21 protein-coding genes are annotated in these 21,112 nt (G+C 65.4%); 7 read left to right on the top strand and 14 right to left on the bottom strand.

Annotated features, from left to right (window positions below):
* Positions 1 to 86: 86 nt before the first annotated feature.
* The 5 genes from CH273_RS26835 to nadA form a co-directional block, all read right to left on the bottom strand.
* A complete protein-coding gene (locus CH273_RS26835; protein ID WP_032394349.1) occupies positions 87 to 269 on the bottom strand; it encodes a hypothetical protein in 183 nt (60 codons plus the stop codon).
* Positions 270 to 334: 65 nt separating this feature from the next.
* Complete coding sequence (locus tag CH273_RS26830) at positions 335 to 709, bottom strand: RNA-binding S4 domain-containing protein (protein WP_032394350.1); 375 nt, start codon at positions 707 to 709, stop codon at positions 335 to 337.
* Positions 710 to 742: 33 nt separating this feature from the next.
* Positions 743 to 1,618 (bottom strand): carboxylating nicotinate-nucleotide diphosphorylase, encoded by an 876-nt coding sequence (gene nadC / locus CH273_RS26825; protein ID WP_032394351.1) that lies wholly within the window; start codon positions 1,616 to 1,618, stop codon positions 743 to 745.
* A 1-nt stretch (position 1,619) separates the two neighbouring features.
* Positions 1,620 to 3,188 carry an L-aspartate oxidase gene (locus CH273_RS26820; RefSeq protein ID WP_032394352.1) on the bottom strand — a complete coding sequence of 523 codons (1,569 nt, stop codon included), beginning with the start codon at positions 3,186 to 3,188 and terminating at the stop codon, positions 1,620 to 1,622.
* Positions 3,185 to 4,243, bottom strand: a complete 1,059-nt coding sequence (gene nadA / locus CH273_RS26815; RefSeq protein ID WP_052049319.1) for a quinolinate synthase NadA — start codon at positions 4,241 to 4,243, stop codon at positions 3,185 to 3,187. Before nadA ends, CH273_RS26820 begins: the two co-directional genes overlap by 4 nt.
* Before the next feature lie 79 nt (positions 4,244 to 4,322).
* Here nadA and CH273_RS26810 point away from each other — a divergent pair, with 79 nt between their 5' ends.
* Positions 4,323 to 5,021, top strand: coding sequence for an NUDIX hydrolase (locus tag CH273_RS26810; protein ID WP_032394685.1), 699 nt, complete (start codon positions 4,323 to 4,325; stop codon positions 5,019 to 5,021).
* Between the two features lie 10 nt (positions 5,022 to 5,031).
* Here the strand turns inward: CH273_RS26810 and CH273_RS26805 are convergent, their stop codons facing one another.
* From CH273_RS26805 to bioB, 3 genes are read right to left on the bottom strand one after another with little or no spacing between them, the layout of a single operon-like run.
* On the bottom strand, positions 5,032 to 5,622 hold the full coding sequence (locus CH273_RS26805) for a DUF2567 domain-containing protein (protein WP_032394686.1): 591 nt from the start codon (positions 5,620 to 5,622) through the stop codon (positions 5,032 to 5,034).
* A 6-nt stretch (positions 5,623 to 5,628) separates the two neighbouring features.
* On the bottom strand, positions 5,629 to 5,853 hold the full coding sequence (bsaP, locus tag CH273_RS26800; RefSeq protein ID WP_032394353.1) for a biotin synthase auxiliary protein BsaP: 225 nt from the start codon (positions 5,851 to 5,853) through the stop codon (positions 5,629 to 5,631).
* 22 nt (positions 5,854 to 5,875) lie between these two features.
* A complete protein-coding gene (gene bioB / locus CH273_RS26795; RefSeq protein WP_032394354.1) occupies positions 5,876 to 6,868 on the bottom strand; it encodes a biotin synthase BioB in 993 nt (330 codons plus the stop codon).
* A 125-nt stretch (positions 6,869 to 6,993) separates the two neighbouring features.
* Between bioB and CH273_RS26790 the strand changes: the two genes are divergently transcribed.
* Entirely contained in the window at positions 6,994 to 7,581 is a 588-nt protein-coding gene (locus tag CH273_RS26790; RefSeq protein WP_032394355.1) for a TetR/AcrR family transcriptional regulator C-terminal domain-containing protein, read from the top strand.
* A gap of 4 nt (positions 7,582 to 7,585) precedes the next feature.
* Here the strand turns inward: CH273_RS26790 and CH273_RS26785 are convergent, their stop codons facing one another.
* From CH273_RS26785 to CH273_RS26775, 3 genes are all read right to left on the bottom strand, one after another.
* Positions 7,586 to 7,993, bottom strand: a complete 408-nt coding sequence (locus CH273_RS26785) for an META domain-containing protein (protein WP_052049321.1) — start codon at positions 7,991 to 7,993, stop codon at positions 7,586 to 7,588.
* A complete protein-coding gene (gene secA2, locus CH273_RS26780) occupies positions 7,986 to 10,289 on the bottom strand; it encodes an accessory Sec system translocase SecA2 (protein WP_032394356.1) in 2,304 nt (767 codons plus the stop codon). The genes CH273_RS26785 and secA2 overlap by 8 nt, the downstream gene beginning before the upstream one ends.
* A gap of 67 nt (positions 10,290 to 10,356) precedes the next feature.
* Positions 10,357 to 10,746 (bottom strand): hypothetical protein, encoded by a 390-nt coding sequence (locus tag CH273_RS26775; protein WP_032394357.1) that lies wholly within the window; start codon positions 10,744 to 10,746, stop codon positions 10,357 to 10,359.
* 62 nt (positions 10,747 to 10,808) lie between these two features.
* Between CH273_RS26775 and CH273_RS26770 the strand changes: the two genes are divergently transcribed.
* Entirely contained in the window at positions 10,809 to 11,189 is a 381-nt protein-coding gene (locus CH273_RS26770) for a helix-turn-helix transcriptional regulator (RefSeq protein ID WP_230596636.1), read from the top strand.
* Positions 11,190 to 11,346: 157 nt separating this feature from the next.
* Here the strand turns inward: CH273_RS26770 and CH273_RS26765 are convergent, their stop codons facing one another.
* Positions 11,347 to 12,123: an SIR2 family NAD-dependent protein deacylase gene (locus tag CH273_RS26765; protein ID WP_032394359.1), complete on the bottom strand. Its 777-nt coding sequence runs from the start codon at positions 12,121 to 12,123 to the stop codon at positions 11,347 to 11,349.
* 47 nt (positions 12,124 to 12,170) lie between these two features.
* On the opposite strand from CH273_RS26765, the gene CH273_RS26760 reads away from it, so the two are divergent.
* The gene (locus CH273_RS26760) at positions 12,171 to 12,767 is read left to right on the top strand and encodes a CHAP domain-containing protein (protein WP_032394360.1); all 597 of its coding nucleotides are present in this window, start codon (positions 12,171 to 12,173) and stop codon (positions 12,765 to 12,767) included.
* On the opposite strand, the gene CH273_RS26755 is transcribed toward CH273_RS26760, so the two are convergent.
* Positions 12,719 to 13,639: a GGDEF domain-containing protein gene (locus CH273_RS26755; protein WP_032394361.1), complete on the bottom strand. Its 921-nt coding sequence runs from the start codon at positions 13,637 to 13,639 to the stop codon at positions 12,719 to 12,721. The two genes, CH273_RS26760 and CH273_RS26755, sit on opposite strands and share 49 nt — an antisense overlap.
* A gap of 147 nt (positions 13,640 to 13,786) precedes the next feature.
* On the opposite strand from CH273_RS26755, the gene CH273_RS26750 reads away from it, so the two are divergent.
* A complete protein-coding gene (locus tag CH273_RS26750; protein WP_032394362.1) occupies positions 13,787 to 14,584 on the top strand; it encodes a MerR family transcriptional regulator in 798 nt (265 codons plus the stop codon).
* Between the two features lie 529 nt (positions 14,585 to 15,113).
* Here CH273_RS26750 and CH273_RS26745 read toward each other — a convergent pair.
* Positions 15,114 to 16,328: an MFS transporter gene (locus tag CH273_RS26745; protein ID WP_032394363.1), complete on the bottom strand. Its 1,215-nt coding sequence runs from the start codon at positions 16,326 to 16,328 to the stop codon at positions 15,114 to 15,116.
* A 293-nt stretch (positions 16,329 to 16,621) separates the two neighbouring features.
* Here CH273_RS26745 and CH273_RS26740 point away from each other — a divergent pair, with 293 nt between their 5' ends.
* Entirely contained in the window at positions 16,622 to 18,757 is a 2,136-nt protein-coding gene (locus CH273_RS26740; protein ID WP_032394364.1) for an acyltransferase family protein, read from the top strand.
* Positions 18,758 to 18,813: 56 nt separating this feature from the next.
* Entirely contained in the window at positions 18,814 to 21,111 is a 2,298-nt protein-coding gene (gene glgX / locus CH273_RS26735; RefSeq protein WP_032394365.1) for a glycogen debranching protein GlgX, read from the top strand.
* Position 21,112 lies beyond the last annotated feature (1 nt).

Here is a 21,112-nt window from a genome sequence, read left to right as displayed (position 1 = left end):
CGACACCGGCGACGAAGAACCACGACAACCCGCCTGACGATCCATATCACCGTCAGGGCGCAGCCCTGCCGTCGAACCGGCCCGAATCAGCGGGCCGGATGACGCTGTCGATGGCGAATCAGAACCGCGATTCCGAGCCCCACCAGTATCACCAGCAGTGAAGCTGCGATGGTGAGGGAAGCGTCGATGGCCAGAAACAGAATGAGAAGCAACGCTGCTGCCAGGAAATAGACTGCTGCGAAACGTGGAGTCCACAGGACGGAGTCCATTCCCACCTCCTTGCGCGTACGAACTACGTGTCGTTACCGAAGGTAACTGAAGGGAGCCGGGAGCACTAGAGGCCCAGGCCCCGCAGTCGGTCGATTTCACGACGATCGCGCTTGGTGGGCCTGCCTGCCCCTCGATCACGCCTCGGTACGGAAGCCAGAACTTCTTTCGGTGGCGGCGGCGGACTGCGATCGATCAAGCACTCGGGAACGACCGCTGCGCCTACTCGTTTGGTGATGGCCCGCACCACGACGACGATCTTCTCGACTCCGTCGGCCCGCAGTCTGATCTCGTCGTCCGGGCCGATGCGATGCCCGGGTTTGGCGGGAGTTCCGTTGACGCGGACGTGCCCGCCGCGGCAGGCAGCAGCCGCCGCAGACCGCGTCTTGAACAACCGAACCGCCCAGATCCAACTGTCGAGGCGGACGCTCTGAACTTCCATCTTCGAAAGAATTCCTCACATTGCGAGGCTCGACTACATGTCCAGGCCGAGGTCGAGCACTGTGACCGAGTGTGTCAGACCGCCAACCGCAAGGAAGTCGACCCCCGTACGCGCGTAGTCCCGTGCCACGTCGACGGTCAGGCCACCCGAGGATTCCAGCTTCGTCTGCGGCGCGAACGTGTCGCGGCGCTGCACCGCCATCTGTGTCTGCCAGAGCGGAAAGTTGTCCAACAGAACTAGTTCCACGTTCTCCGCCAGTACCTGGTCGAGTTGCTCGAGGCTGTCGACCTCGACCTCGCATGCGATGTCGGGAGCCGCGGCCCGCACTGCGTTCAACGCAGCGACGACCGAACCGGCTGCCGCCACGTGATTGTCCTTGATGAGCGCGGCATCTCCCAGACCCATCCGGTGATTGACGCCCCCGCCGGCGCGAACGGCATACTTCTGCAGTGAACGCAGTCCCGGCAACGTCTTTCGGCTGTCCCGGATCTTGCACTCGGTGTCGGCGACCTCGGCGACCCAGCCGGCCGTCGCAGTGGCGATTCCCGAAAGATGACAGACGATGTTGAGCATCGTGCGTTCGGCGGTGAGCAGACCTCGAGTCGGGGCTTCGACCGTCAGAACGGCCTGTCCCGGTTCGACGTCGGATCCATCCTCGATGCGATGCACGACGGAGTATCCGCCGCTTCCGATCACCTCGTCGAGAACCAGGAGGCCGACATCGATTCCGGCCACCGTGCCGAATTGGCGCGAGACCACCGACGCCGTGGCGACGGCGTCCTCGGGAACCGTTGCCAGCGTGGTGATGTCGGGTCCGTACCGCAGGTCCTCGTCGAGGGCGGTCCTGATCAGTGCGAGAACCTCGTCTCGGTCGACGCCCGGGTTCACCTCGTTCGGGGAATCGGTCATGTCAACGTGCTCCCGTCATCACATCGTCGTTCACTATCGTCAACCGTCCATCGAGATCTCGTTCGACGAAGAGACTGCGGCGCTGCGCCGGATCGCTCTCCGGCGCATCGCGTCGGGTATGACACCCTCTGCTCTCGCGCCGCTCGGACGCGGTCAGCACGATCACCTCCGCCGCAGCGGTCAACGCTGCGTCCTCGACCGCGCGCGCATCCACGGGCGGTTCCGATACCACGCCGTGCTCCAGAACACGTTGCGCTGCAGCAAGACCCGTTGCATCCCGTACGACGCCGACCTCGGCGGTCATGGAGCGCTGCAGCACCGCGCGGTCGATACGGCGGTAGGTGGGCAGTGCGATATCCGAGATGCTGCCGGTGCGGCCGACCCGTTCGGCAGCCACGTAGGCCGCACGCTCACCGACGACGAGACCCTCGAGCAGACTGTTCGACGCCAACCTGTTGGCACCGTGCAAGCCGGTGCGCGCCACTTCGCCCGCGGCCAGCAGGCCGGGGACCGAGGTACGTCCGGCCGTATCCGTCGCCACGCCCCCGCACGAATAGTGCGCTGCCGGTGCCACCGGAATCAGGTCCGTCGCCGGATCGAAGCCGGCCTCCAGGCACGAGGCGGTCACGGTCGGGAACCGTTCGTGGACGCGTTCGACCGTGCGGGCGTCCAGCAAAACGTGGTCGTCACCGCTGTCGTGCAGCAATTCGGCGATGGCGCGGGACACCACGTCGCGTGGCGCGAGGTCACCAAGCGGGTGCACCTCCGCCATGAACGCACGACCGGTGACGTCGACCAAGCGGGCTCCCTCTCCTCGCACTGCCTCGCTGATCAACGGGCGGCGGCCCGTCGACCCGGCGGCGAACAGAACCGTCGGATGGAACTGCACGAACTCCAGATCCGCGATCCGCGCACCGGCGTCGAGTGCGAGTGCGATGCCGTCGGCCGTCGCGCCGGGCGGGTTGGTGCTGCACGAGAAGAGCTGCCCCAGTCCGCCGGTGGCGAGCAGCACCGTCGGGCAATGAACGACGCCGACGCCGCGAGGTCCACGCACGAGGAGACCGACAACCTCTCCGTCGGTGGTCAGCACCCGCAGTGCGGTCGTGTCGAACTGCACCGTGGGCACCGACGCGTCCAGCGTGCGCTGCACCTCAGCCCCGGTCGCATCTCCCCCGGCGTGAACGATGCGACGAACGCTGTGGCCACCCTCGCGGGTCCGTGCCACCTCGCCGTCAGCCGCCAGGTCGAACTGCGCGCCCGCAGCCTCGAGCGAGGTGATCGCCGCGCGTCCGCCGGACACGATGGAGCGCACCGCGTCCTCGTCGCACAAACCGGCACCGGCAACACAGGTGTCGGCCACATGCGATTCGATCGAGTCCTCGAGCTCGGGACCGACGACCGCAATTCCACCCTGGGCGTACTGCGTTGCGGTGTCGGTGGACTGTCCCTTGCTGACGGTCACCACCCGCAGGCCGCGGGCCGTCGCGGTGCGCGCCGCGGTGAGTCCGGCAATTCCACCGCCGACGACGACCAGATCGGCCGTGGTTTCCCACGCGACCGATGGATTCACTCGCCGCCGCCCGGGGTGCCGATCTCGATCATCCGCTGCACCGACTTGCTCGCGATGTGCGCGGTCTCGAGGTCGACGTGCACCTCGTCGCGTCCTTCGACCAGGCAGCGCAGCAGAGCCGCAGGGGTGATCATCTTCATGTAGCCGCACGATGCGCGGTCGTTCACAGCGAGGAAGTCGACCTCGGGTGCAGCCATCCGCAACTGATGCAACATGCCGATCTCGGTGGCGACGAGAACCTGCTTGGACGCCGTGGTGCGCGCAGCGTCGAGCATGCCGCCGGTGGAGAGAATCTTCACCTTGTCCGCCGGTACGAATCCCTCGCCTGCGAGGTACAGAGCCGAAGTGGCGCAGCCGCATTCGGGGTGGACGTACAGTTCTGCGTCCGGGTGGGTGCGAGACTTCTCGGCCAACTCGTCGCCGTTGATACCGGCGTGCACGTGGCATTCTCCGGCCCAGATGTGCAGGTTTTCGCGTCCGGTGACGCGCTTGACGTGCGCGCCGAGGAACTGATCGGGCAGGAACAGGATGTCGCGGCCCGGATCGATCGACTCGACCACCTCGACGGCGTTCGACGAGGTGCAGCAGATGTCGGTCAGCGCTTTGATCTCGGCGGTGGTGTTGACGTACGAGACGACGACGGCCTCCGGGAAATCCGCCTTCCATTCGCGGAGTTGCTCTGCGGTGATGGAATCCGCGAGGGAGCAACCGGCGCGCTGATCGGGGATGAGGACCGTCTTCTGCGGGCTCAGGATCTTCGCTGTCTCGGCCATGAAGTGGACGCCGCAGAACACGATCGTGTCCTCGGACACCTCGGCGGCGATGCGCGAGAGTGCGAGCGAGTCACCGACATGATCGGCGACATCCTGGATCGCAGGCAGTTGGTAGTTGTGTGCGAGCAGCGTCGCACCACGCAGATCGGCGAGCCGTCGGACCTCGGCGGCCCATTCCGGCGTCGCCTCGACTCCCCCGTAGCCACCGGCTCCGTCGACGATGTCGCGAACTCCGGCGAATGCCGAGTCCAGGGTGTTCACCCGGGTAGCGCTGCTGGTCATGACGGTTCTCCTTCACCGATCATCCGGTCGTCGGTGACCGAATTTCCTCCGAGGGAGTTTTCGACCTATGATCGAAAACATGATTCATCGTAGCACCGTCCACGAAGTCCTCATTGCGGTGTTCCAAGTTCGAACCTTTTCCGACCCCGATGCCCCGGAATTGGCGGTACTGCTGTGGCAGCGCGCGCTCGATCCCGAGGCCGGGACCTGGTCGCTACCCGGAGGCACCCTGCGCGACGACGAGAACCTCGCCACCTCCGCTCGGCGTCAGCTCGCGGAAAAGGTCGACGTGCGCTCGGTGGCACACCTCGAGCAACTGTCCGTCTTCAGCGAACCCGAACGTGTGCCGGGAGATCGGCGGATCGCGTCGACCTTCCTGGGCCTGGTGCCGATCTCGGCCGAGCCGACACTCCCCTCCGACACGGCTTGGCACCCGGTTTCCGCACTGCCCCACATGTCGTTCGATCACGGAACCGTCGTCGCGCACGCGAGACATCGACTGGTCGCGAAACTCTCGTACACCAACATCGGATTCGCACTCGCGCCGGTCGATTTCGCGATCTCCTCGCTGCGCGAGATCTACGGTGCCGCACTCGGATATCAGGTCGACGCCACCAATCTGCAGCGCGTACTGAGCAGGCGTGGTGTCATCGAACCCACCGGACGACGCGCGCCGTCGGGCAAGGCAGGTGGACGACCGCCTGCACTGTTCCGCTTTGCCGACAACAGCATTCGAGTCACCGACGAGTTCGCCGCATTGCGCCCACCGCAGACGTGAACCGCTGCGGTCAGTCGACCCGATTCGAGTCGAACGACGGCGGCGGCGGGGAGAACTCGACATCGAGGTCGTCCGGTTCGGGATCGGTGTAGTGCAGATTGTCGTTGGGATTCATCGCCGCCAGCAGCAGGATCACCAGCGATGCCATCAGCGCCTGAACGATCAGCACCAGCGGAGTGTCGATGCTCGGCGCAACAGTGACGATCGACCCGACTGCAGGGTCGGCGGCCTTCGGAAACCGAAGAGCAGCAATCCCGTTGCCCACCAGGAGAGCAGCGACCGAACCTGCGAGAGCGCCGACGAAGATCGCACCGAACAGCCGCGGACCTCGCTCCGACTTCCACAGCCACCACCCGATCGGGATGACGAGACCCAGGGCCAAGGACACGAAGGAGAAGAGCGCGAGGCCGTCGAAGCGGTGCAGACTCTCACCGGTCAGTGCGGCCCCACGGTCCTGCGCCACCACGAGCAGCTGCTGCGCCGGTGCCAAGAATCCCCACAACATCCCGCCCAGAGCCGACACTGCCACCGAGACTCCGACAACCACCGACAGCACACGAACGGTACTGGTCCGCGGTGGGACTTCGAGAACGTCCGACATGACCACCTAGCGCCTACCCGTCGCGGCCGAGTCGACGAGACCGTGACGCGAGCACAGCGATGTCCACCCGTCGGGGACGATCTGGACCACCATGCGGCGTCCGCATTCTGCGCAGAACCGCGGCGGCTCCAGCCCGAGCCGGACGGCGACCGACAACGAATCCGCGCCCATCTCGGCTCGGGATTCGACAGGCAGGCCGGTGTACGGGTCGTAGTGGGTCTCGCTCGTCATTCGACCCACCCTAATACGCCCATCAGATAGTCGAGTTGAGCGCTTTGATCGGCATCTGCAGCTCGCCGAGAAGGTCGAGGTCCTGCTCTGCCGGACGACCGAGCGTCGTCACGTAGTTGCCGACGATGACCGCATTGATGCCGCCGAGAATTCCCTGCTTCGCACCCAGATCACCGAGAGTGATCTCGCGGCCGCCGGCGAACCTGAGAATCGTGCGCGGCAGGGCGAGACGAAACGCAGCGACAGCGCGCAGAGCATCCGATGCCGGCAGCACGTCGAGGTCTCCGAACGGGGTTCCCGGCCGGGGGTTGAGGAAGTTCAGGGGCACCTCGTCGGGTTCGAGTGCGGTGAGATCGGCTGCGAACTCGGCCCGCTGCCCGAGCGTCTCCCCCATGCCGAGAATTCCGCCGCAGCACACCTCCATGCCTGCCTCGCGCACCATCTTCAGGGTGTTCCACCGCTCCTCCCAGGTATGGGTGGTCACCACGTTCGGAAAGTACGAGCGAGAGGTCTCGAGATTGTGGTTGTAGCGATGCACACCCATTGCCGCGAGCCGATCGACCTGATCCTGATCGAGCATGCCCAACGAGCAGGCGATATCGATCTCGACCTCGTTCCGAATGGCCTCGATACCCGCGGCGACCTGCGCGAGCAACCGATCGTCCGGTCCGCGCACCGCGGCGACGATGCAGAATTCCGTCGCTCCGGTCTTCGCGGTCTGCTTCGCAGCTTCCACCAGCGAGGGGATATCGAGCCACGCAGCTCGGACCGGGGAGGCGAAAAGCCCGGACTGCGAACAGAAGTGGCAGTCCTCGGGGCACCCGCCGGTCTTGAGGCTGACGATTCCTTCCACCTCGACCTCGGGCCCGCACCACTTCATCCGCACCTCGTGGGCCAACAGCATCGTCTCCTCGAGACGGTCGTCACCGAGCTCGAGAACCTCGAGAACCTGAGATCGATCGAGCGCGGTGCCGTCGCCGAGCACCTGTGTACGCGCCGTGCGCAAAATGTCCATTCCGGGTCCCCTCGTCGTCGAACGGCATCGAAATTGAACACCGTTCAAGTTGAACGGCGTTCACGTTAGGCACCGCGCTCGGCTACTGTCAAAGCGACGCGGCGTCGAACGACAGGGGGAAGTACGTGCAACTGAACAGGCAGGACGTCCTGGACGGCGCGATCGCCATTCTCGACGAGTACGGCCTGGCAGACCTGACGATGCGCCGTCTGGCGACGTCACTGCACGTCCAGCCGGGCGCGCTGTACTGGCACTTCCCCAACAAACAGACGCTGCTCGGTGCCATCGCCGACCACATACTCTCGGGTGCCGATGCACCGTCCACCGAGGATTCGTGGGACGCACAGATCGCTCAGATCGCGCACCGACTGCGCGACGCGCTTCTCTCCCGACGCGACGGTGCCGAATTGGTGGCCGCGACCTACGCGTCGAGGCTGACCACCAACCACATTCGCGAACGCATTGCCGCCGTGTGCATTCGAGCAGGACTGCCGCGACGCGACGCGGAACTCACCGCCGACACATTGCTGTACTACATCCTCGGTCAGACCGTGGACGAGCAAGCGCGGCTTCAGATGGATTCCGCCGGAGCCCTCACGCCCGACGCGTCGCCGCTTTTCGAGAGTCCAGATCCGACGAGCAGATTCGATTTCGGACTGAAACTCTTTCTCGACGGGGTACGCCACACCGCGGTGAACCGCATCCGCCGCTGATCGATCAGAATTCGGCGAAGACGATCCGCTCGTTCCCGTTGTCCAGGGTCATGGTTCCGCCGTCCCGCGACCACCGTGGCGAGGAGGTCAGGAACGCCGACAGCCACCGGTCCTGCTCCATGATCGCCTCCGGGCAGGCCACGCGCGTCGACCCGAGAGAGTCGATGGTGATTCTGCCCTGCGAGGTGTCCACGGTGCCGAACAACCTGTTGCACCCCGCCTCGGCCGAGATCCGGTCGTCGACGAATTCGAGCCTGACCGTCGTTCCGGCGACCGGCGTGTAGGAGTCGGGTGCATCGACCGACGAGTACGTCTTGCCCGCCGGGAATTCGCCGTACGAGTCGGCACACCCAGAAGCCACCACGCTCGCGCCGAACGCGAGAGCGAGCAACGCGCGCCGCGCGTCAGCCACCGAAAATCGGCCCCAGACCGGCCGCACCGGCATTTCCGCGGGACGCGAACGGGTTGTCGTGCACCATGTACGTCCAGGTCGACGTCGGTCGACGCAAGCCGGCTTCGTCCAGATCGATTCCCTCCGAGGTGATCTCGGCCGACTCGAACGTCGCGTGCGAGAGATCCATCGCCTTGGAGGACACCGTCTTGAACGCCTCGACAGCGATCCGGTGATACTCGTCCAGCGGGTTCTCCCGCCCCAGTGCGCGCAGGTGGATGCTCTCCCGTACGTCGGCGAGGTGCGCGAGGTAGTCCGACCACGACCGATCGAGGTGGTACAGGACGATCTGGCGGGCGACCTCGATCAGAGTCTCCTCGGACACGGTCTCGCGCAACTCCTTCGAGCGCGCCGGTGCGTGCTGCTCGAGCAGCGTCAGTGCCTCGTCGGAGTCGAGCAACGTGGCCCGGCGGCGATCGAGGATCTCACGGTGCTGAGCCGTCAGCTGGTTGTAACGCCACGTGCGCGAATGTATTTCGAGCATCTGGCCCTCGGCGATGCGTTGCGCATGATCGACACGGTCGGCCGCAGCAGCCGAGGTGAAGAGGCCGCTCTCGTCGATGCCTTTCGGGGCATCCTTGTCGCCGATGTTGTTCTTGACGACGTCGTCCTCCCAACTGCCGAAGAACAGCGACCGGCCGGGGTCTCCCTGCCTACCTGCACGTCCTCGGAGCTGATTGTCGAGTCGCTCGGTGGTGTGGCGACCGGTGCCGAGAACGAACAGTCCGCCGAGCTCGGCAATCCGTTCGCGGTCGGTGCCGTCGGGACCACCGAGCTTGATGTCGGTTCCACGTCCGGCGATCTGCGTCGAGACCGTCACCGCGCCGTGTACGCCCGCCGCAGCGATGACCGCCGCCTCTTCGGCGTCGTTCTTGGCATTGAGCACCACCACCTCCACGCCCGACGCGGTGAGCGTCGAGGCCAGCGCCTCGGACTCTGCGACGTCGTGGGTGCCGATGAGGATCGGCTGACCGGTCTCGTGGATCTCCTTCACCTGCAGCGCAATTGCAGCGTTCTTGTGCTCGATCGTGTCGTACACGCGGTCGACTTCGTCGACGCGCACCGTGGGAACGTTGGGCTCGATGATCGAGACTCCGAGGCCGTAGAACGTGCGAAGCTGCTCCCCCGCCGCCATGGCGGTACCGGTCATACCGCACACCGTCGCGTATCGATTGATCAACGCCTGCACGGTGATCGTGTCGAGAATTTCACCGGTCTCGGTGGGAGCGAGCCCCTCCTTGATCTCGACCGCAGCCTGCAATCCATCCGGCCATCGCTGCAGTTCGGCCACCCGGCCACGCGAGGCGTTGATCAACTGCACCCGTCCGTCACGGACGATGTAGTCGACGTCGCGCTGGACCAGCACCTGGGCGTGCAGTGCCACGTTGACCGCCACCAATGTCGTCCCGACGTGATGTTCGGAGTACAGGTCGATACCGCCCAGCTCCTTCTCCATCCGCAGTGCGCCCTCGTCGGTGAGGAACACGTTGCGTCCTTCGGCATCGGTGTCGAAATGAACTCCCTTGTCCAGCAATCGGACTGCATCCATGACCGTCGAGGTCGAGACGTCGCCGGAGACCGAACCGGCCAACACCAGCGGAACGAGCGCCTCGTCGACCAGTACGGAATCGGCCTCGTCGATCAGGGCGACGTCCGGCACGGGTGCCACCAGATCGTTTCGGTCGTTCACCAGATGATCACGCAGAACGTCGAACCCGATCTCGTTGACCGAGGCATAGGTGATGTCGCAGGCATAGGCGGCGCGCCGCTCGGATGCGGTCGACGACTCGCCGATGGAACCGACGGTGATACCGAGGGACTCGAACAGTGGCTGCATCCATTGCGCATCACGTTGCGCGAGAAAGTCGTTGACCGAGATGACGTGCACCGAACGCCCGGACAGCACGTATCCGACGGCAGCGATGGCACCGGCCAACGTCTTGCCCTCGCCGGTTGCCATCTCCACCACGTCACCGGCGAGCAATCGCACGGCACCGTGCAACTGAACGTCGAAGGGCCGAAGCTTCAGGGCACGCTCGCTCGCCTCGCGCGTCAACGCCAGGTACCGAGGGACATCGAGACGGTCGGCATTGTCGACCCGCAGCGCGGTCGCCTCGGTCGCCAACTCGCTCGCGCTCAGGGCAGCAGCCCATTCCGCATGCTCCTGGGCCCGGTCGACGCGTCGACGCGAGGTGCTCTGCGCCTTCTGCGCCGAGCGGCCGAGTACGCGCCAGAATCGGTCGGAGCCCAAAGCCATCTGTTATCCCTACCTGAGAAAGAAGAACCGTTCCCACCCACAGTACCGAGTGCGGCTCCGCCCAGCTCTAGGCATCGAGCGGGGTCGTCACCGCAATCCGACGCGTGCCGTCGTCCAGCGTCACCACCTGATAGGCGTTGCGCTCGGTTCCCACCGGCGAACCGTCGGAGTCGAGGTTCTCCAGCAGAAGATGCCCGACCCAGATACCCGGCACCTGCGCCTCGGTGACGATGTCGCGCGCCCGCACCCCCTGTATTCCGCGCGACCGATAGTAGGTCTGCCCCTGCCGAAAGAACTCTCGGGTCTGCTGCGGCTCGGCGATCGCCGCACACCCCCGCGCCGTGACGGCCAGAGCCGGATAGTTGTAGATATTCGCCAGACCGTCGAGATCGCCCGAGGTCAAGTACCCCGTGTAGCGGGCGAAGAAGCTGTCGATCGATTCGGTGTCAGGTGTCATATCGACAACGGTAGGACCCAATCCCGTCAGGGCAGTGTCGGGAATCGGGAAGAATTCGGACGGTGCCGAAGGACAACGCGCCCCGATCGCTCGACAGCGCACTCACCTTGCGCCGCGTCGCGCGTCAGCAGCGGATCGTGGAATGGCTGGGGTCGGCGGCTGCGCCGTTGACCTCACCCGAACTCGCGCAACGGCTCGGGGTTTCCGTGCGCACCGTCGAACGCGACCTTGCCCGGTTGCGTGAGTCCGGGGTTCCCATCGATGCGGTACCGGGTGTGCACGGCGGATCTCGACTGGCAAGCGTCGCCGCGCCCCGGCCGGTGCGGTTGACCGCCCCCGAGATAGCAGCACTCATCGCCAGCCTCGCCGCCCTGGGACCCAGCGAAACCGACAGTGCCGCATCGGCAATGATCGCTCTGGTCGAGGCATTGACGACCGACTGACCCGGGGTTGCCTTAGTCGTCGAGCTGCAATCGTTGGATGTGGCAATCGGCAGTTGTGGCGATTTTCGACGATCGAGACGGCCCGACACAGGCGATTCGCTGCGCAGTTCGGTGGGCTGTCACTGTTCCTGGCTCTTGGAGGTGCGAGGCCCCCGTTTCACAATTGCGCAACCAACGCAGGCAGCCCCGTCGCAGCCGTGGTACGCCACCGGTGATCGGCCATGTCCGAGACCTCGGTCTCGACCGGGTTGATCTCCACCACCGTCGCTCCGGCGCTGCGAGCGATCGCAGGCAGTCCGGCGAACGGGTACACAACTCCGGACGTGCCGACCACGAGAACCAGGTCGGCATGTCGGACGGCATCCTCGGCCGCCTCCCACGCGGCCTCGGGAAGCGATTCGCCGAACCACACCGCACCCGGCCTGATCAGCCCGCCGCACAGCGGGCACTCCGGCGGCGGAACCCGCTGGTCCGCCTCGGCAGGTGCGTCCGCGGCATCGTCGAACTGCGCCCGCGTTCCACAATCGCTGCAGTACGGCTCGAACAGTGACCCGTGCACGTGCGAGAGAACCGTGGCCCCCGCCCTCTCGTGCAGGTCGTCGACATTCTGAGTGGCGATGTCGACGTGCGCCCGCTGCTGCCATTGCGCGAGTGCCACGTGACCGGCGTTGGGCTCGGAGCGTCGGACCAATTCGGCCCGCCATCGATACCAGCCCCACACCAGATCGCTGTCGGCCGACCACCCCTCGGGGCTGGCGCGATCCTTGGGATCGAAGTCCTTCCACAACCCGCTCTGGGCGTCCCGAAATGTTGCGATCCCCGATTCGGCCGACATGCCTGCACCGGTGAGTACGGTGATCCGCGCTGCCCCTCTCGCGGCGTCCACGACGGGCTCAGGAACGGCAACGGGCGACGAATTCTCGAAAGTGGTCACACGGTCATTGTGCCGAGCGGTGTGCCACCTCGCGCTACCGTGGTCGCATGAGCATCGACGCCACCGCGCGGACCCGACGACGGTGGCCGCTGTGGGTGGCAGCCTGCACGGCTGTCGTCGTGGTCGCGGTAGTCGGTGTTCTGTGGCTGGCACCGAGCCGGTACCTCCCATGGGACACCGAAGCATTCCCTGAGGTGAATGCCGGCGAGTTGACCACCGATCAGGCCCGGGTGGTCGAACTCCTGCGCACCGAGCACGAGCTGCAGCGGCCGGGAACGTTCTACGCCGAAGGCATCGACGAAGCGTGGTGCGCCGATTTCGTCAGCTGGATCATGAAGGAGGCGGGACTGCCGCTGTCGAATCCTCATTCGGGTTCGTGGCGCATACCCGGCGTCTACACTCTGCAGGAGTTTTACCAGGAGCAGGGCCGATTCGAGGCCGTGGGCGACTACACGCCATCGGTGGGCGATGTGGTGCTCTACGACAACGCCAGCTGGGCCGGCCAGCACACCAACGTGATCGTTGCGGTCGAGGGCGGCGAGGCCATCACCGTCGGAGGCAACGAAGCCGGCAAGATCAGGGTGCACACACTGAACTACGCATCCGATTCCGGGGTCGTCGGATTCGGCCGGCTGCAGAGCTGACGGTCGTCACAGGGCGCTTCGTACGCCTCGCCGTACGAGCGTGCACCACCGTCTCGTTTGGCCCGATAGAGCAGCATGTCCGCGCGGTCGAAACAGTCGTCGACGGACTCCCCCGCGCGCAGGGTCGTGTAACCGGCCGAGAAGGTCTGTCCGTCGGGCACGACCGCCGACAGCTCGGCCAGCACGGCCGACATGGTCGTCGAATCCACCCCGGGCATCGCGAGTGCGAACTCCTCGCCGCCCCACCTGGCGATGGAGACCCGGCCACCGAGAAGGTCCTGCGCAGCAGCGGAGAACCGAACCAAAAACCGATCCCCGCGTCCGTGCCCGTACCTGTCGTTGTACGACTTGAACCGATCGAAGTCGATCATCGCCAGAGCCAATGCGAGGTCGGCACCACGGGGTGTCGTCAACTGATGCAACCGATCTCGCCATCCACGTCGGTTGAGCAAGCCGGTGAGGGCATCGGTCTGCGCGGCTTGACGGAGGTCGTCCTCGACGCGCCGCCGGTCGGTGGTGTCGTGTACGACGGCCATCGTCCACCGAATGCCCCCGGGGCCGGGAACCTCACTGGCCGAGATCCACCCCCACCGAACCGTGCCGTCGGAATGCAGGTAGCGCTTCTCGACATGAACCGATTCCCCGCGCGCCTTGGCGTCGTCCATGATCTGTTCCATCGCGGCGTGCTGAGCCAGATCGTCGGGATGGGTGAACTCACGCGAGGACCGGCCGGACAACAGATGGCGCGGACAACCGACGATGGCCGCATACGCCTCGTTCGCGAGAACCAACAATCCGTTCTCGTCGGCCAGGGCCAATCCGACTGTGCTGGCCTCGAACATCTCCCGATACCAACGATCGGTGTCGACCATCTTCAGCCGGGTCTCTTCCTCGAACTGTGCGAGCCACGTCGAATCGCACGGACCACCGAGACTACTCGGTGCGTCGTATCGGACTGCTCACGAGCAGGGCGCGGCCGATCTTGACCTTGACGTAGCGTCACGGTTCACACTGAACACATGAGAATCGGATCCCTGGCCGAGGCCGCCGGAACGACACCTCGAACCGTGCGTCACTACCACCGTCTCGGCCTGCTCGGTGAGCCGCGCCGACTGTCGAACGGCTATCGCGAGTACACGATCGACGACGTGGTTCGACTGATGAGAATTCGCTGGCTCGCCGATGCCGGAATGCCCCTCGGTGCGATCGCAGCCGCCCTCGACCGGTCCGCTACGGACGAGAGCGACGTGGTCGCCGATCTGCGCGCTCTGCTCGCGGCTATCGAAACGGAACAAAAAGCGCTGGCGCACAGGCATGCTCGTTTGTCGGCCCTGCTCGACGACGCCGTCGAGCAGCGTCCACTGACGGCCCTGCCGCGCGATGCGGCCGACACACTGGCCGCGTTGATCGATACTGCCGCCGAGACCGACCGAGACGCGTTGCTTCGTGAACGTGACCTACTCGAGGTGATGGCGATCTCGAGCACCGTCCCCGCGTCGTTCTTCGAGACGATGACCGCGACGCTCGACGATCCCGGAACCCGTCTGAAGTACCTGGCACTCCTGCGCAGATTCAGCGCGCTCGAAGGCCGAGGCGTCGACGATGCCGCAGGTGACATCGATTCTCTCGCAGCAGAATTGGCGTCGGTGCTCGATATCCACGCTCTCGTCTCGACGGAGCCCGACGTCCCTGCCCACGAGAGCGGCCCGCTGAGCATCGACGACATCGTGCCCGATCCCGCTCAGCGCGCAGTGATCATCGAGGCCATCGCGCGTCTGGAGACCGGCGAACCCATCCGCCCCGGTGGTGCTCGATGACGGTCCACACTCCCGGCCAGGTCGGCCGATGGCACGCACTGCTGCTGTGGGCGCGGGGACGGCATGCCCCGGTCGACTCGGACTCCGCAACGTTCACGGCAGTGCGTGGAACCCTTGCCATGCCTGCGATGTTCGGCATCGTCACCGTCATCGAGATGGCCGTTCTGCATCTGCTGATTCCGGTGCTGTGGATCAGTGCAGTGGTTGCCGCCCTGTCGGCGGCGTCACTGCTGGTACTCACCTCGTCGGTCGCGCTGGCCCGCGTCCATCCTCATGTTCTCTCGCCGACGACACTCACTCTGCGATCCTCCGGGAAGGTCGTCGCGACGGTGAACCGAGCGACCATCGTCTCCGCCCGAATCCACCGCCGTTACGGAGTCGCGTCGCCGGCTCTCGACGGCGGCCGACTCGTACTACCGAATCAGGACGGCACCTCGGTCGACATCGACCTGTCCTGTGCCACAACGGTTACCGTGCCCGCGCCTCTGAAGCGACGGAGGGTCGACGGTACTGCCGACTCCTTCGGCCTTCAGGTGGACGATCCCGCAGCACTGGTCGCAGCGCTCGGTCGGCTCGCTCCCGCGACCGGATCCGCGTCGGCGCGTCGAAGCAGACCGGTTGCGAACAACAGAACGATCGAGGCCGCCGCAGTGATACCGGCTCCGGCCCAGATCGGCGAGGTGTAGCCGAGACCGGCGGAGATCGTCACACCGCCGAGCCACGCGCCCAATGCGTTTCCGAGATTGAATGCGGCGATGTTCGCGCCGGACGCCATCGTCGGAGCGTCGGATGCGAACGACATCACCCGCATCTGCAGCCCAGGGACCGTCGCGAAACCGAACGCACCCATGAGCACGAGAGATGCGATCGTCGCCGGGCGACTCTCCGCGGTGAGCGCGAAGAAGACGAGTACGACGGTCAGTGCCCCGAGCAGAATCGTCAGTGTGCCGGTGAGGTTGCGGTCTGCCGCTTTGCCGCCGAGATAGTTGCCGACGAACAACCCGCCGCCGAACAGCACGAGGAGCCACGGCACCGAACTCGACGCGAAGCCACTGACGTCGGTGAGCGTGAACGCGATGTATGTGAACGCACCGAACATGCCGCCGTACCCGAGCACCGTGACCACAATGGACAGCCATACCTGCACCGACCGGAACGCGCGCAACTCGCGACGCAGATTGCTCACCTCGTCGCTCCCGGTGTCGCGAGGAACGAGGGTGGCGATGCCGATCAACGCGACGATGCCGATCACCGTGATCGCCCAGAACGTCGAGCGCCAACCGTGGTTCTGACCCAGGAACGTCCCGAACGGAACTCCTAGGACGTTGGCGGCGGTGAGGCCGGCGAACATCATGGCGATGGCTCCGGCCTTCTTCGCCGGCTCGACCAGGCTCGCCGCGACGACGGCACCGATGCCGAAGAACGCTCCGTGACACAGCGCTGCGACGACGCGGCCGAACAGCATCATCTCGTAGCTGCTCGACAGTGCGGAGACGAGATTGCCGACGATGAACAGGCACATCAGTGCGAGCAGGACGTTCTTGCGAGGAAACCGTGTCACGGCGGCGGTGACGATCAGGGCCCCGACGACGACGGAGAGCGCGTAGCCGGTGATGAGCCAGCCGGCGGTGGCCTCGGTGACCGCGAAATCGGCCGCGACTTCGGGCAGTAGGCCCATGATGACGAATTCGGTCAGACCGATTCCGAATCCCCCGATGGCGAGGGCGAGCAAGCCGAGTGGCATGTCTGAACTCCTGAATGGAAGATGCGTACGCATTTATCGAGCTATCGCGTTTAGTTGCACGCGCTTGATAAATGCTTGCATACGCCTCATGCATGCGCAAGCCGGTCATGCGTGGCTGGACCGAAACCGTCCGCGAACTGGGACTATTGCCGCAAGGCAGACTCCGAGGGGTACTTCACCTCACGTACACGTATTGTTTCCCCCTGAATCCCGATTTCACCGGAGTCGGGTACCAACCGTCCGCGACCCCCGACCGAGTGGTCGATACACAGCCGGGAAGTCACTTCTCCTCCATGCACGTACCCCAGAGCAGCGCCGATACCTCGGCCGCAGTTGCCGTTCCGGCTCAGGGGGACGCAGCTCCGCCGTCGAGCGAACCGCGTCGGCCACCACAGCGACACGACCTCAACGGCCTGCGCGGTGTCGCCATCGCCCTCGTCGTCGTCTTCCACATCTGGATGGGTCGAGTGTCGGGCGGCGTCGATGTGTTCCTCACCCTGTCCGGCTTCTTCTTCACTGCATCTCTGCTGAGATCGGCCGAGTCCGGCGCGAGCCTGAACCCGATCACGCGTATCTCGCGAGTACTGCGCAGACTCGGGCCGCCACTGCTGATCACCTTGTTCACGGTGGCCGTCGCATCGGTGTTCCTGCTTCCCCGGACCCGATGGGCCGACCTGGGCGATCAGCTGGTGGCCGGTGTCTTCTACTTCGTGAACTGGCAGCTGGCGACGACGGCGAACGACTACCTTGCGGCCGACCCCTCGGTGAGTCCCGTTCAGCACCTGTGGTCGGTGGCCGTGCAGTTCCAGTTCTACCTACTGGCCATTGCCGTCGTGTTCGGTCTGGCATGGGTCCGGCGTGTCGCGCGACCCGAGGGACCACGAAGTCTTCGACCTGTGACGTTCGCGGTGATTTTCGCCGTGATCGCGGTGGTGTCTTTCGTGTACGCAGCAGACGGTGTTCGACGCCACCAGGCGTGGAACTACTACGACACCGGGGCGCGACTATGGGAGATCATGCTCGGGGCGGCAGTCGCAGCCGTGTTCGCCGCACGCAGCGGCAATACGGCGGCCGAGCCGTCTGCCCGTGACACCCGAACGTGCTCCGCAGCACGCGGGGCCCTTGCCGTTGTCGGCATCGGTGTCATCGTCGCGTGCGGCTTTCTCGTCGACGGTGTTGCTGCTTTTCCGGGGCCGCTGGCCCTGATCCCGGTGCTGGCCACCATCGCGCTGATCGTCGCCGGTTCCGAGACGGCCGTCGCGGCCACGCTCTCCAACCGCTTCTTCGCCTGGCTCGGATCCATCGCGTTTCCGCTCTACCTGTGGCACTGGCCGCTGCTGATCTTCTACCTCTCGGCCACCGATCGGTCCCACGTCGACATGCTCGGCGGCCTCGGCATCGTCGCTGCCTCGGTCGCACTCGCATTCCTCACCGTTCGTCTGGTCGAGCGGCCCACGCAGTCGACCACGTTCACCCCGGCACGCATCGCGGTGACCGCGTGTGCGGTGGTGGCCGCGGTCGCGGTCACCGCGAGTTCGATCGGGTGGAACGCCTACATCAGCCGCTCGATCGACGCCGTGCAAGCCAACGGATCCATCGACGAGCTGACCCACCCGGGCGCGCTCGAGTTGACCGACGGGATTCGTGCGGACACCGCCGACGTGATCCCGCCCCTGTATTCGGCCCCGGAGGACCTGCCGGCCACCACCATCGAGGGCTGCATCGCGGATTTCGAGACCCGGGAAGCGATCTCGTGCTCCTACGGCGACGTCGACGCGACCCGAACCATCGTGCTGGCGGGCAGCTCGCATGCCGAGCACTGGGTCACGGCCCTCGACGCCCTGGGACGTGAACACGGCTTCGCGGTGGTCACTTTCCTCAAGATGGGATGCCCGCTGAGCGTGAACACGATGCCGATGCTCGGCCCGAACGAGTACCCGGATTGCCTGGACTGGACTCGGACCGTGCTCTCCGACATCGCCGACATGCAGCCGGACTACGTGTTCACAACCGCCACCCGGCCTCGAGAGGACGCCCCCGGCGACTTCACTCCCCCCTGGTACGCCTCGGTGTGGCAGCAACTGACCGCGGACGGCGTCGGGATTCTCGGTATCCGAGACACCCCGTGGCTCGCCTACCGGGCCATCGACTGCCTCGCCGACGGCGGCACGGCCGTCTCGTGCGGTATTCCGAGGGACGACGCGTTGGACCCCGTCAATCCGGCCCTGGCCTCGTCGTTTCAGCTGGGCGGATTCTCTGCGCTCGACCTGTCCGATGCCGTGTGCGACGACTTCGTGTGCCGCGCCGAGCAGGGAAACGTTCTGATCTACCGTGACGAACACCATCTCACCGCGACCTACGTGCGAACCCTCACCACCGAGCTGGGCCGACAGATCGGATCGGCCACCGGCTGGTGGGCCGGACCGTGAGCGGGGCGGCTCGCGCTCGGTAAGCCCGGGCCCACCCGCCACAGTAGGGTTGATCCATGCTGCACGAAGCCTCCGACGACACGCCTGCCATCGCAGTATGGCCGGGATCCGCTTATCCGCTGGGCGCAACCTACGACGGAGCAGGAACCAACTTCGCCTTGTTTTCCGAGGTCGCGGAGGCGGTGGATCTGTGCCTGATCGCCGAGGACGGCACCGAGACCCGCATCCGTTTCGAGGAGTCCGACGGCTACGTCTGGCACGCGTACCTGCCCACGGTGGTACCGGGTCAGCGCTACGGCTATCGCGTTCACGGCCCGTGGGATCCGGCCGCCGGGCATCGCTGTGATCCGAGCAAGCTGCTCGTGGATCCGTACGGCAAGGCGTTCGAGGGAACGTTCGACGGTGACCGATCGCTGTTCTCGTACAACATGGACGCCCCGGCTCCCGAACCCGAGCCCGAGTCCGAGGTACGGATCGTCGAGGAAGCCGCGGATTCGCTCGACGTCGAGGTCCCGTTCGAGGACGCCGCCGATCTCGCCGATCCCGACGACGAGATCATCGACGAAGCCCCCGTCGCGCACGACGAGGTGCCGAACAACGACTTCCCCCAGCATGATTCGCTCGGACACACGATGACCACCGTCGTGATCAACCCCTTCTTCGACTGGCAGGCCGATCGCGCTCCCAAACGCCCGTATCACGAGACGGTGATCTACGAGGCCCACGTCAAGGGCATGACGATCAACCATCCCGACATCCCCGAAGCCGAGCGCGGCACCTACGCGGGCCTGGCGCACCCGGTGATCATCGACCACCTCAACCACCTCGGTGTCACGGCCATCGAGCTGATGCCGGTGCACCAGTTCATGCAGGATCAGGTTCTGCTGGACAAGGGATTGCGAAACTACTGGGGCTACAACACATTCGGTTTCCTCGCCCCGCACGCGGAGTACTCCTCGCTGCAGTCCCCCGGTGCCGCGGTCACCGAGTTCAAGGCCATGGTCCGTTCGTTCCACGCCGCCGGCATCGAGGTGATCCTCGACGTGGTCTACAACCACACCGCCGAGGGCAACCACATGGGCCCGACCATCAGCTTCCGCGGCATCGACAACGCCGCGTACTACCGGCTCGTCGACGGCGACCTCGAGCATTACATGGACTACACCGGTACCGGCAACAGCCTCAACGCGCGACACCCGCACACGCTGCAGCTCATCATGGACTCGCTGCGCTACTGGGTCACCGAGATGCACGTGGACGGATTCCGATTCGACCTCGCGTCGACCCTGGCGCGCGAACTGCACGACGTCGATCGCCTGAGCGCGTTCTTCGATCTGGTGCAACAGGATCCGGTCGTCAGCCAGGTGAAGCTGATCGCCGAGCCCTGGGACGTGGGCGAGGGCGGCTACCAGGTCGGCAACTTCCCCGGCCTGTGGACGGAGTGGAACGGCAAGTACCGCGACACCGTGCGCGACTACTGGCGGGGCGAGCCGGCCACACTGGGTGAGTTCGCATCGAGACTGACCGGATCCTCGGATCTGTACGAGGCCACCGGCCGTCGCCCCGGTGCCAGCATCAACTTCGTCATCGCGCACGACGGGTTCACGCTCAACGATCTGGTGTCGTACAACGACAAGCACAACGACGCCAACGGCGAGGACAACAACGACGGCGAGAGTCACAACCGCTCGTGGAACTGCGGCGTGGAGGGCCCGACGGACGATCCGGAGATCCTGGACCTGCGTGCGCGCCAGATCCGCAACATCATGGCGACGTTGCTACTGAGCCAAGGCACGCCGATGATCGCCCACGGCGACGAGATGGCGCGCACCCAGCAAGGCAACAACAACGTCTACTGCCAGGACTCCGAACTGGCCTGGATGGACTGGTCGTTGGCAGAGAAGAACGCCGAACTGATCGAGTTCACCCGCAACGCCATCGCGCTGCGCGCCGAGCATCCGGTGTTCCGACGCCGACGGTTCTTCGAGGGCCGCCCCATTCGAACCGGCGAGCAGGCTCGAGACATCGCCTGGCTCACCCCCGCGGGCGAGGAGATGACCCCGGAGGACTGGGACAGCGGATTCGGCAAGTCGCTCACGGTGTTCCTCAACGGCGAGGGAATCCCGGAGCCGAACCAACGCGGTGAGCGCGTGGTGGACGACTCGTTCCTGTTGTGCTTCAACGCACATCACGAGACCATCGAGTTCGTGACCCCCGACGGAAATTACGCCAAGGAATGGACGGTGGCGCTGAACACCGCGTCGCGAACCGGGACAAGTGAGAAATCGATCGAAGCGGGTACACCGGTGGAAGTCACCGCTCGTTCCTTGCTCGTTCTACGAAAGACTGCCTGAC

Origin of the sequence: Rhodococcus sp. 05-339-2 (genome assembly GCF_002258965.1) — a bacterium.
GTDB lineage: Bacteria > Actinomycetota > Actinomycetes > Mycobacteriales > Mycobacteriaceae > Rhodococcoides.
This window is presented reverse-complemented; position numbering and strand designations above follow the sequence as displayed.

What these genes read in the sequence shown, in the direction of transcription:
- CH273_RS26835 (WP_032394349.1), bottom strand. Translation starts at nt 269, where the DNA reads ATGGACTCCGTCCTGTGGACTCCACGTTTCGCAGCAGTCTATTTCCTG.
- CH273_RS26830 (WP_032394350.1), bottom strand. Translation starts at nt 709, where the DNA reads ATGGAAGTTCAGAGCGTCCGCCTCGACAGTTGGATCTGGGCGGTTCGG.
- nadC (WP_032394351.1), bottom strand. Translation starts at nt 1,618, where the DNA reads ATGACCGATTCCCCGAACGAGGTGAACCCGGGCGTCGACCGAGACGAG.
- nadA (WP_052049319.1), bottom strand. Translation starts at nt 4,243, where the DNA reads ATGACCAGCAGCGCTACCCGGGTGAACACCCTGGACTCGGCATTCGCC.
- CH273_RS26810 (WP_032394685.1), top strand. Translation starts at nt 4,323, where the DNA reads ATGATTCATCGTAGCACCGTCCACGAAGTCCTCATTGCGGTGTTCCAA.
- CH273_RS26805 (WP_032394686.1), bottom strand. Translation starts at nt 5,622, where the DNA reads ATGTCGGACGTTCTCGAAGTCCCACCGCGGACCAGTACCGTTCGTGTG.
- bsaP (WP_032394353.1), bottom strand. Translation starts at nt 5,853, where the DNA reads ATGACGAGCGAGACCCACTACGACCCGTACACCGGCCTGCCTGTCGAA.
- bioB (WP_032394354.1), bottom strand. Translation starts at nt 6,868, where the DNA reads ATGGACATTTTGCGCACGGCGCGTACACAGGTGCTCGGCGACGGCACC.
- secA2 (WP_032394356.1), bottom strand. Translation starts at nt 10,289, where the DNA reads ATGGCTTTGGGCTCCGACCGATTCTGGCGCGTACTCGGCCGCTCGGCG.
- CH273_RS26775 (WP_032394357.1), bottom strand. Translation starts at nt 10,746, where the DNA reads ATGACACCTGACACCGAATCGATCGACAGCTTCTTCGCCCGCTACACG.
- CH273_RS26760 (WP_032394360.1), top strand. Translation starts at nt 12,171, where the DNA reads ATGAGCATCGACGCCACCGCGCGGACCCGACGACGGTGGCCGCTGTGG.
- CH273_RS26755 (WP_032394361.1), bottom strand. Translation starts at nt 13,639, where the DNA reads ATGGTCGACACCGATCGTTGGTATCGGGAGATGTTCGAGGCCAGCACA.
- CH273_RS26750 (WP_032394362.1), top strand. Translation starts at nt 13,787, where the DNA reads ATGAGAATCGGATCCCTGGCCGAGGCCGCCGGAACGACACCTCGAACC.
- CH273_RS26745 (WP_032394363.1), bottom strand. Translation starts at nt 16,328, where the DNA reads ATGCCACTCGGCTTGCTCGCCCTCGCCATCGGGGGATTCGGAATCGGT.
- CH273_RS26740 (WP_032394364.1), top strand. Translation starts at nt 16,622, where the DNA reads ATGCACGTACCCCAGAGCAGCGCCGATACCTCGGCCGCAGTTGCCGTT.
- glgX (WP_032394365.1), top strand. Translation starts at nt 18,814, where the DNA reads ATGCTGCACGAAGCCTCCGACGACACGCCTGCCATCGCAGTATGGCCG.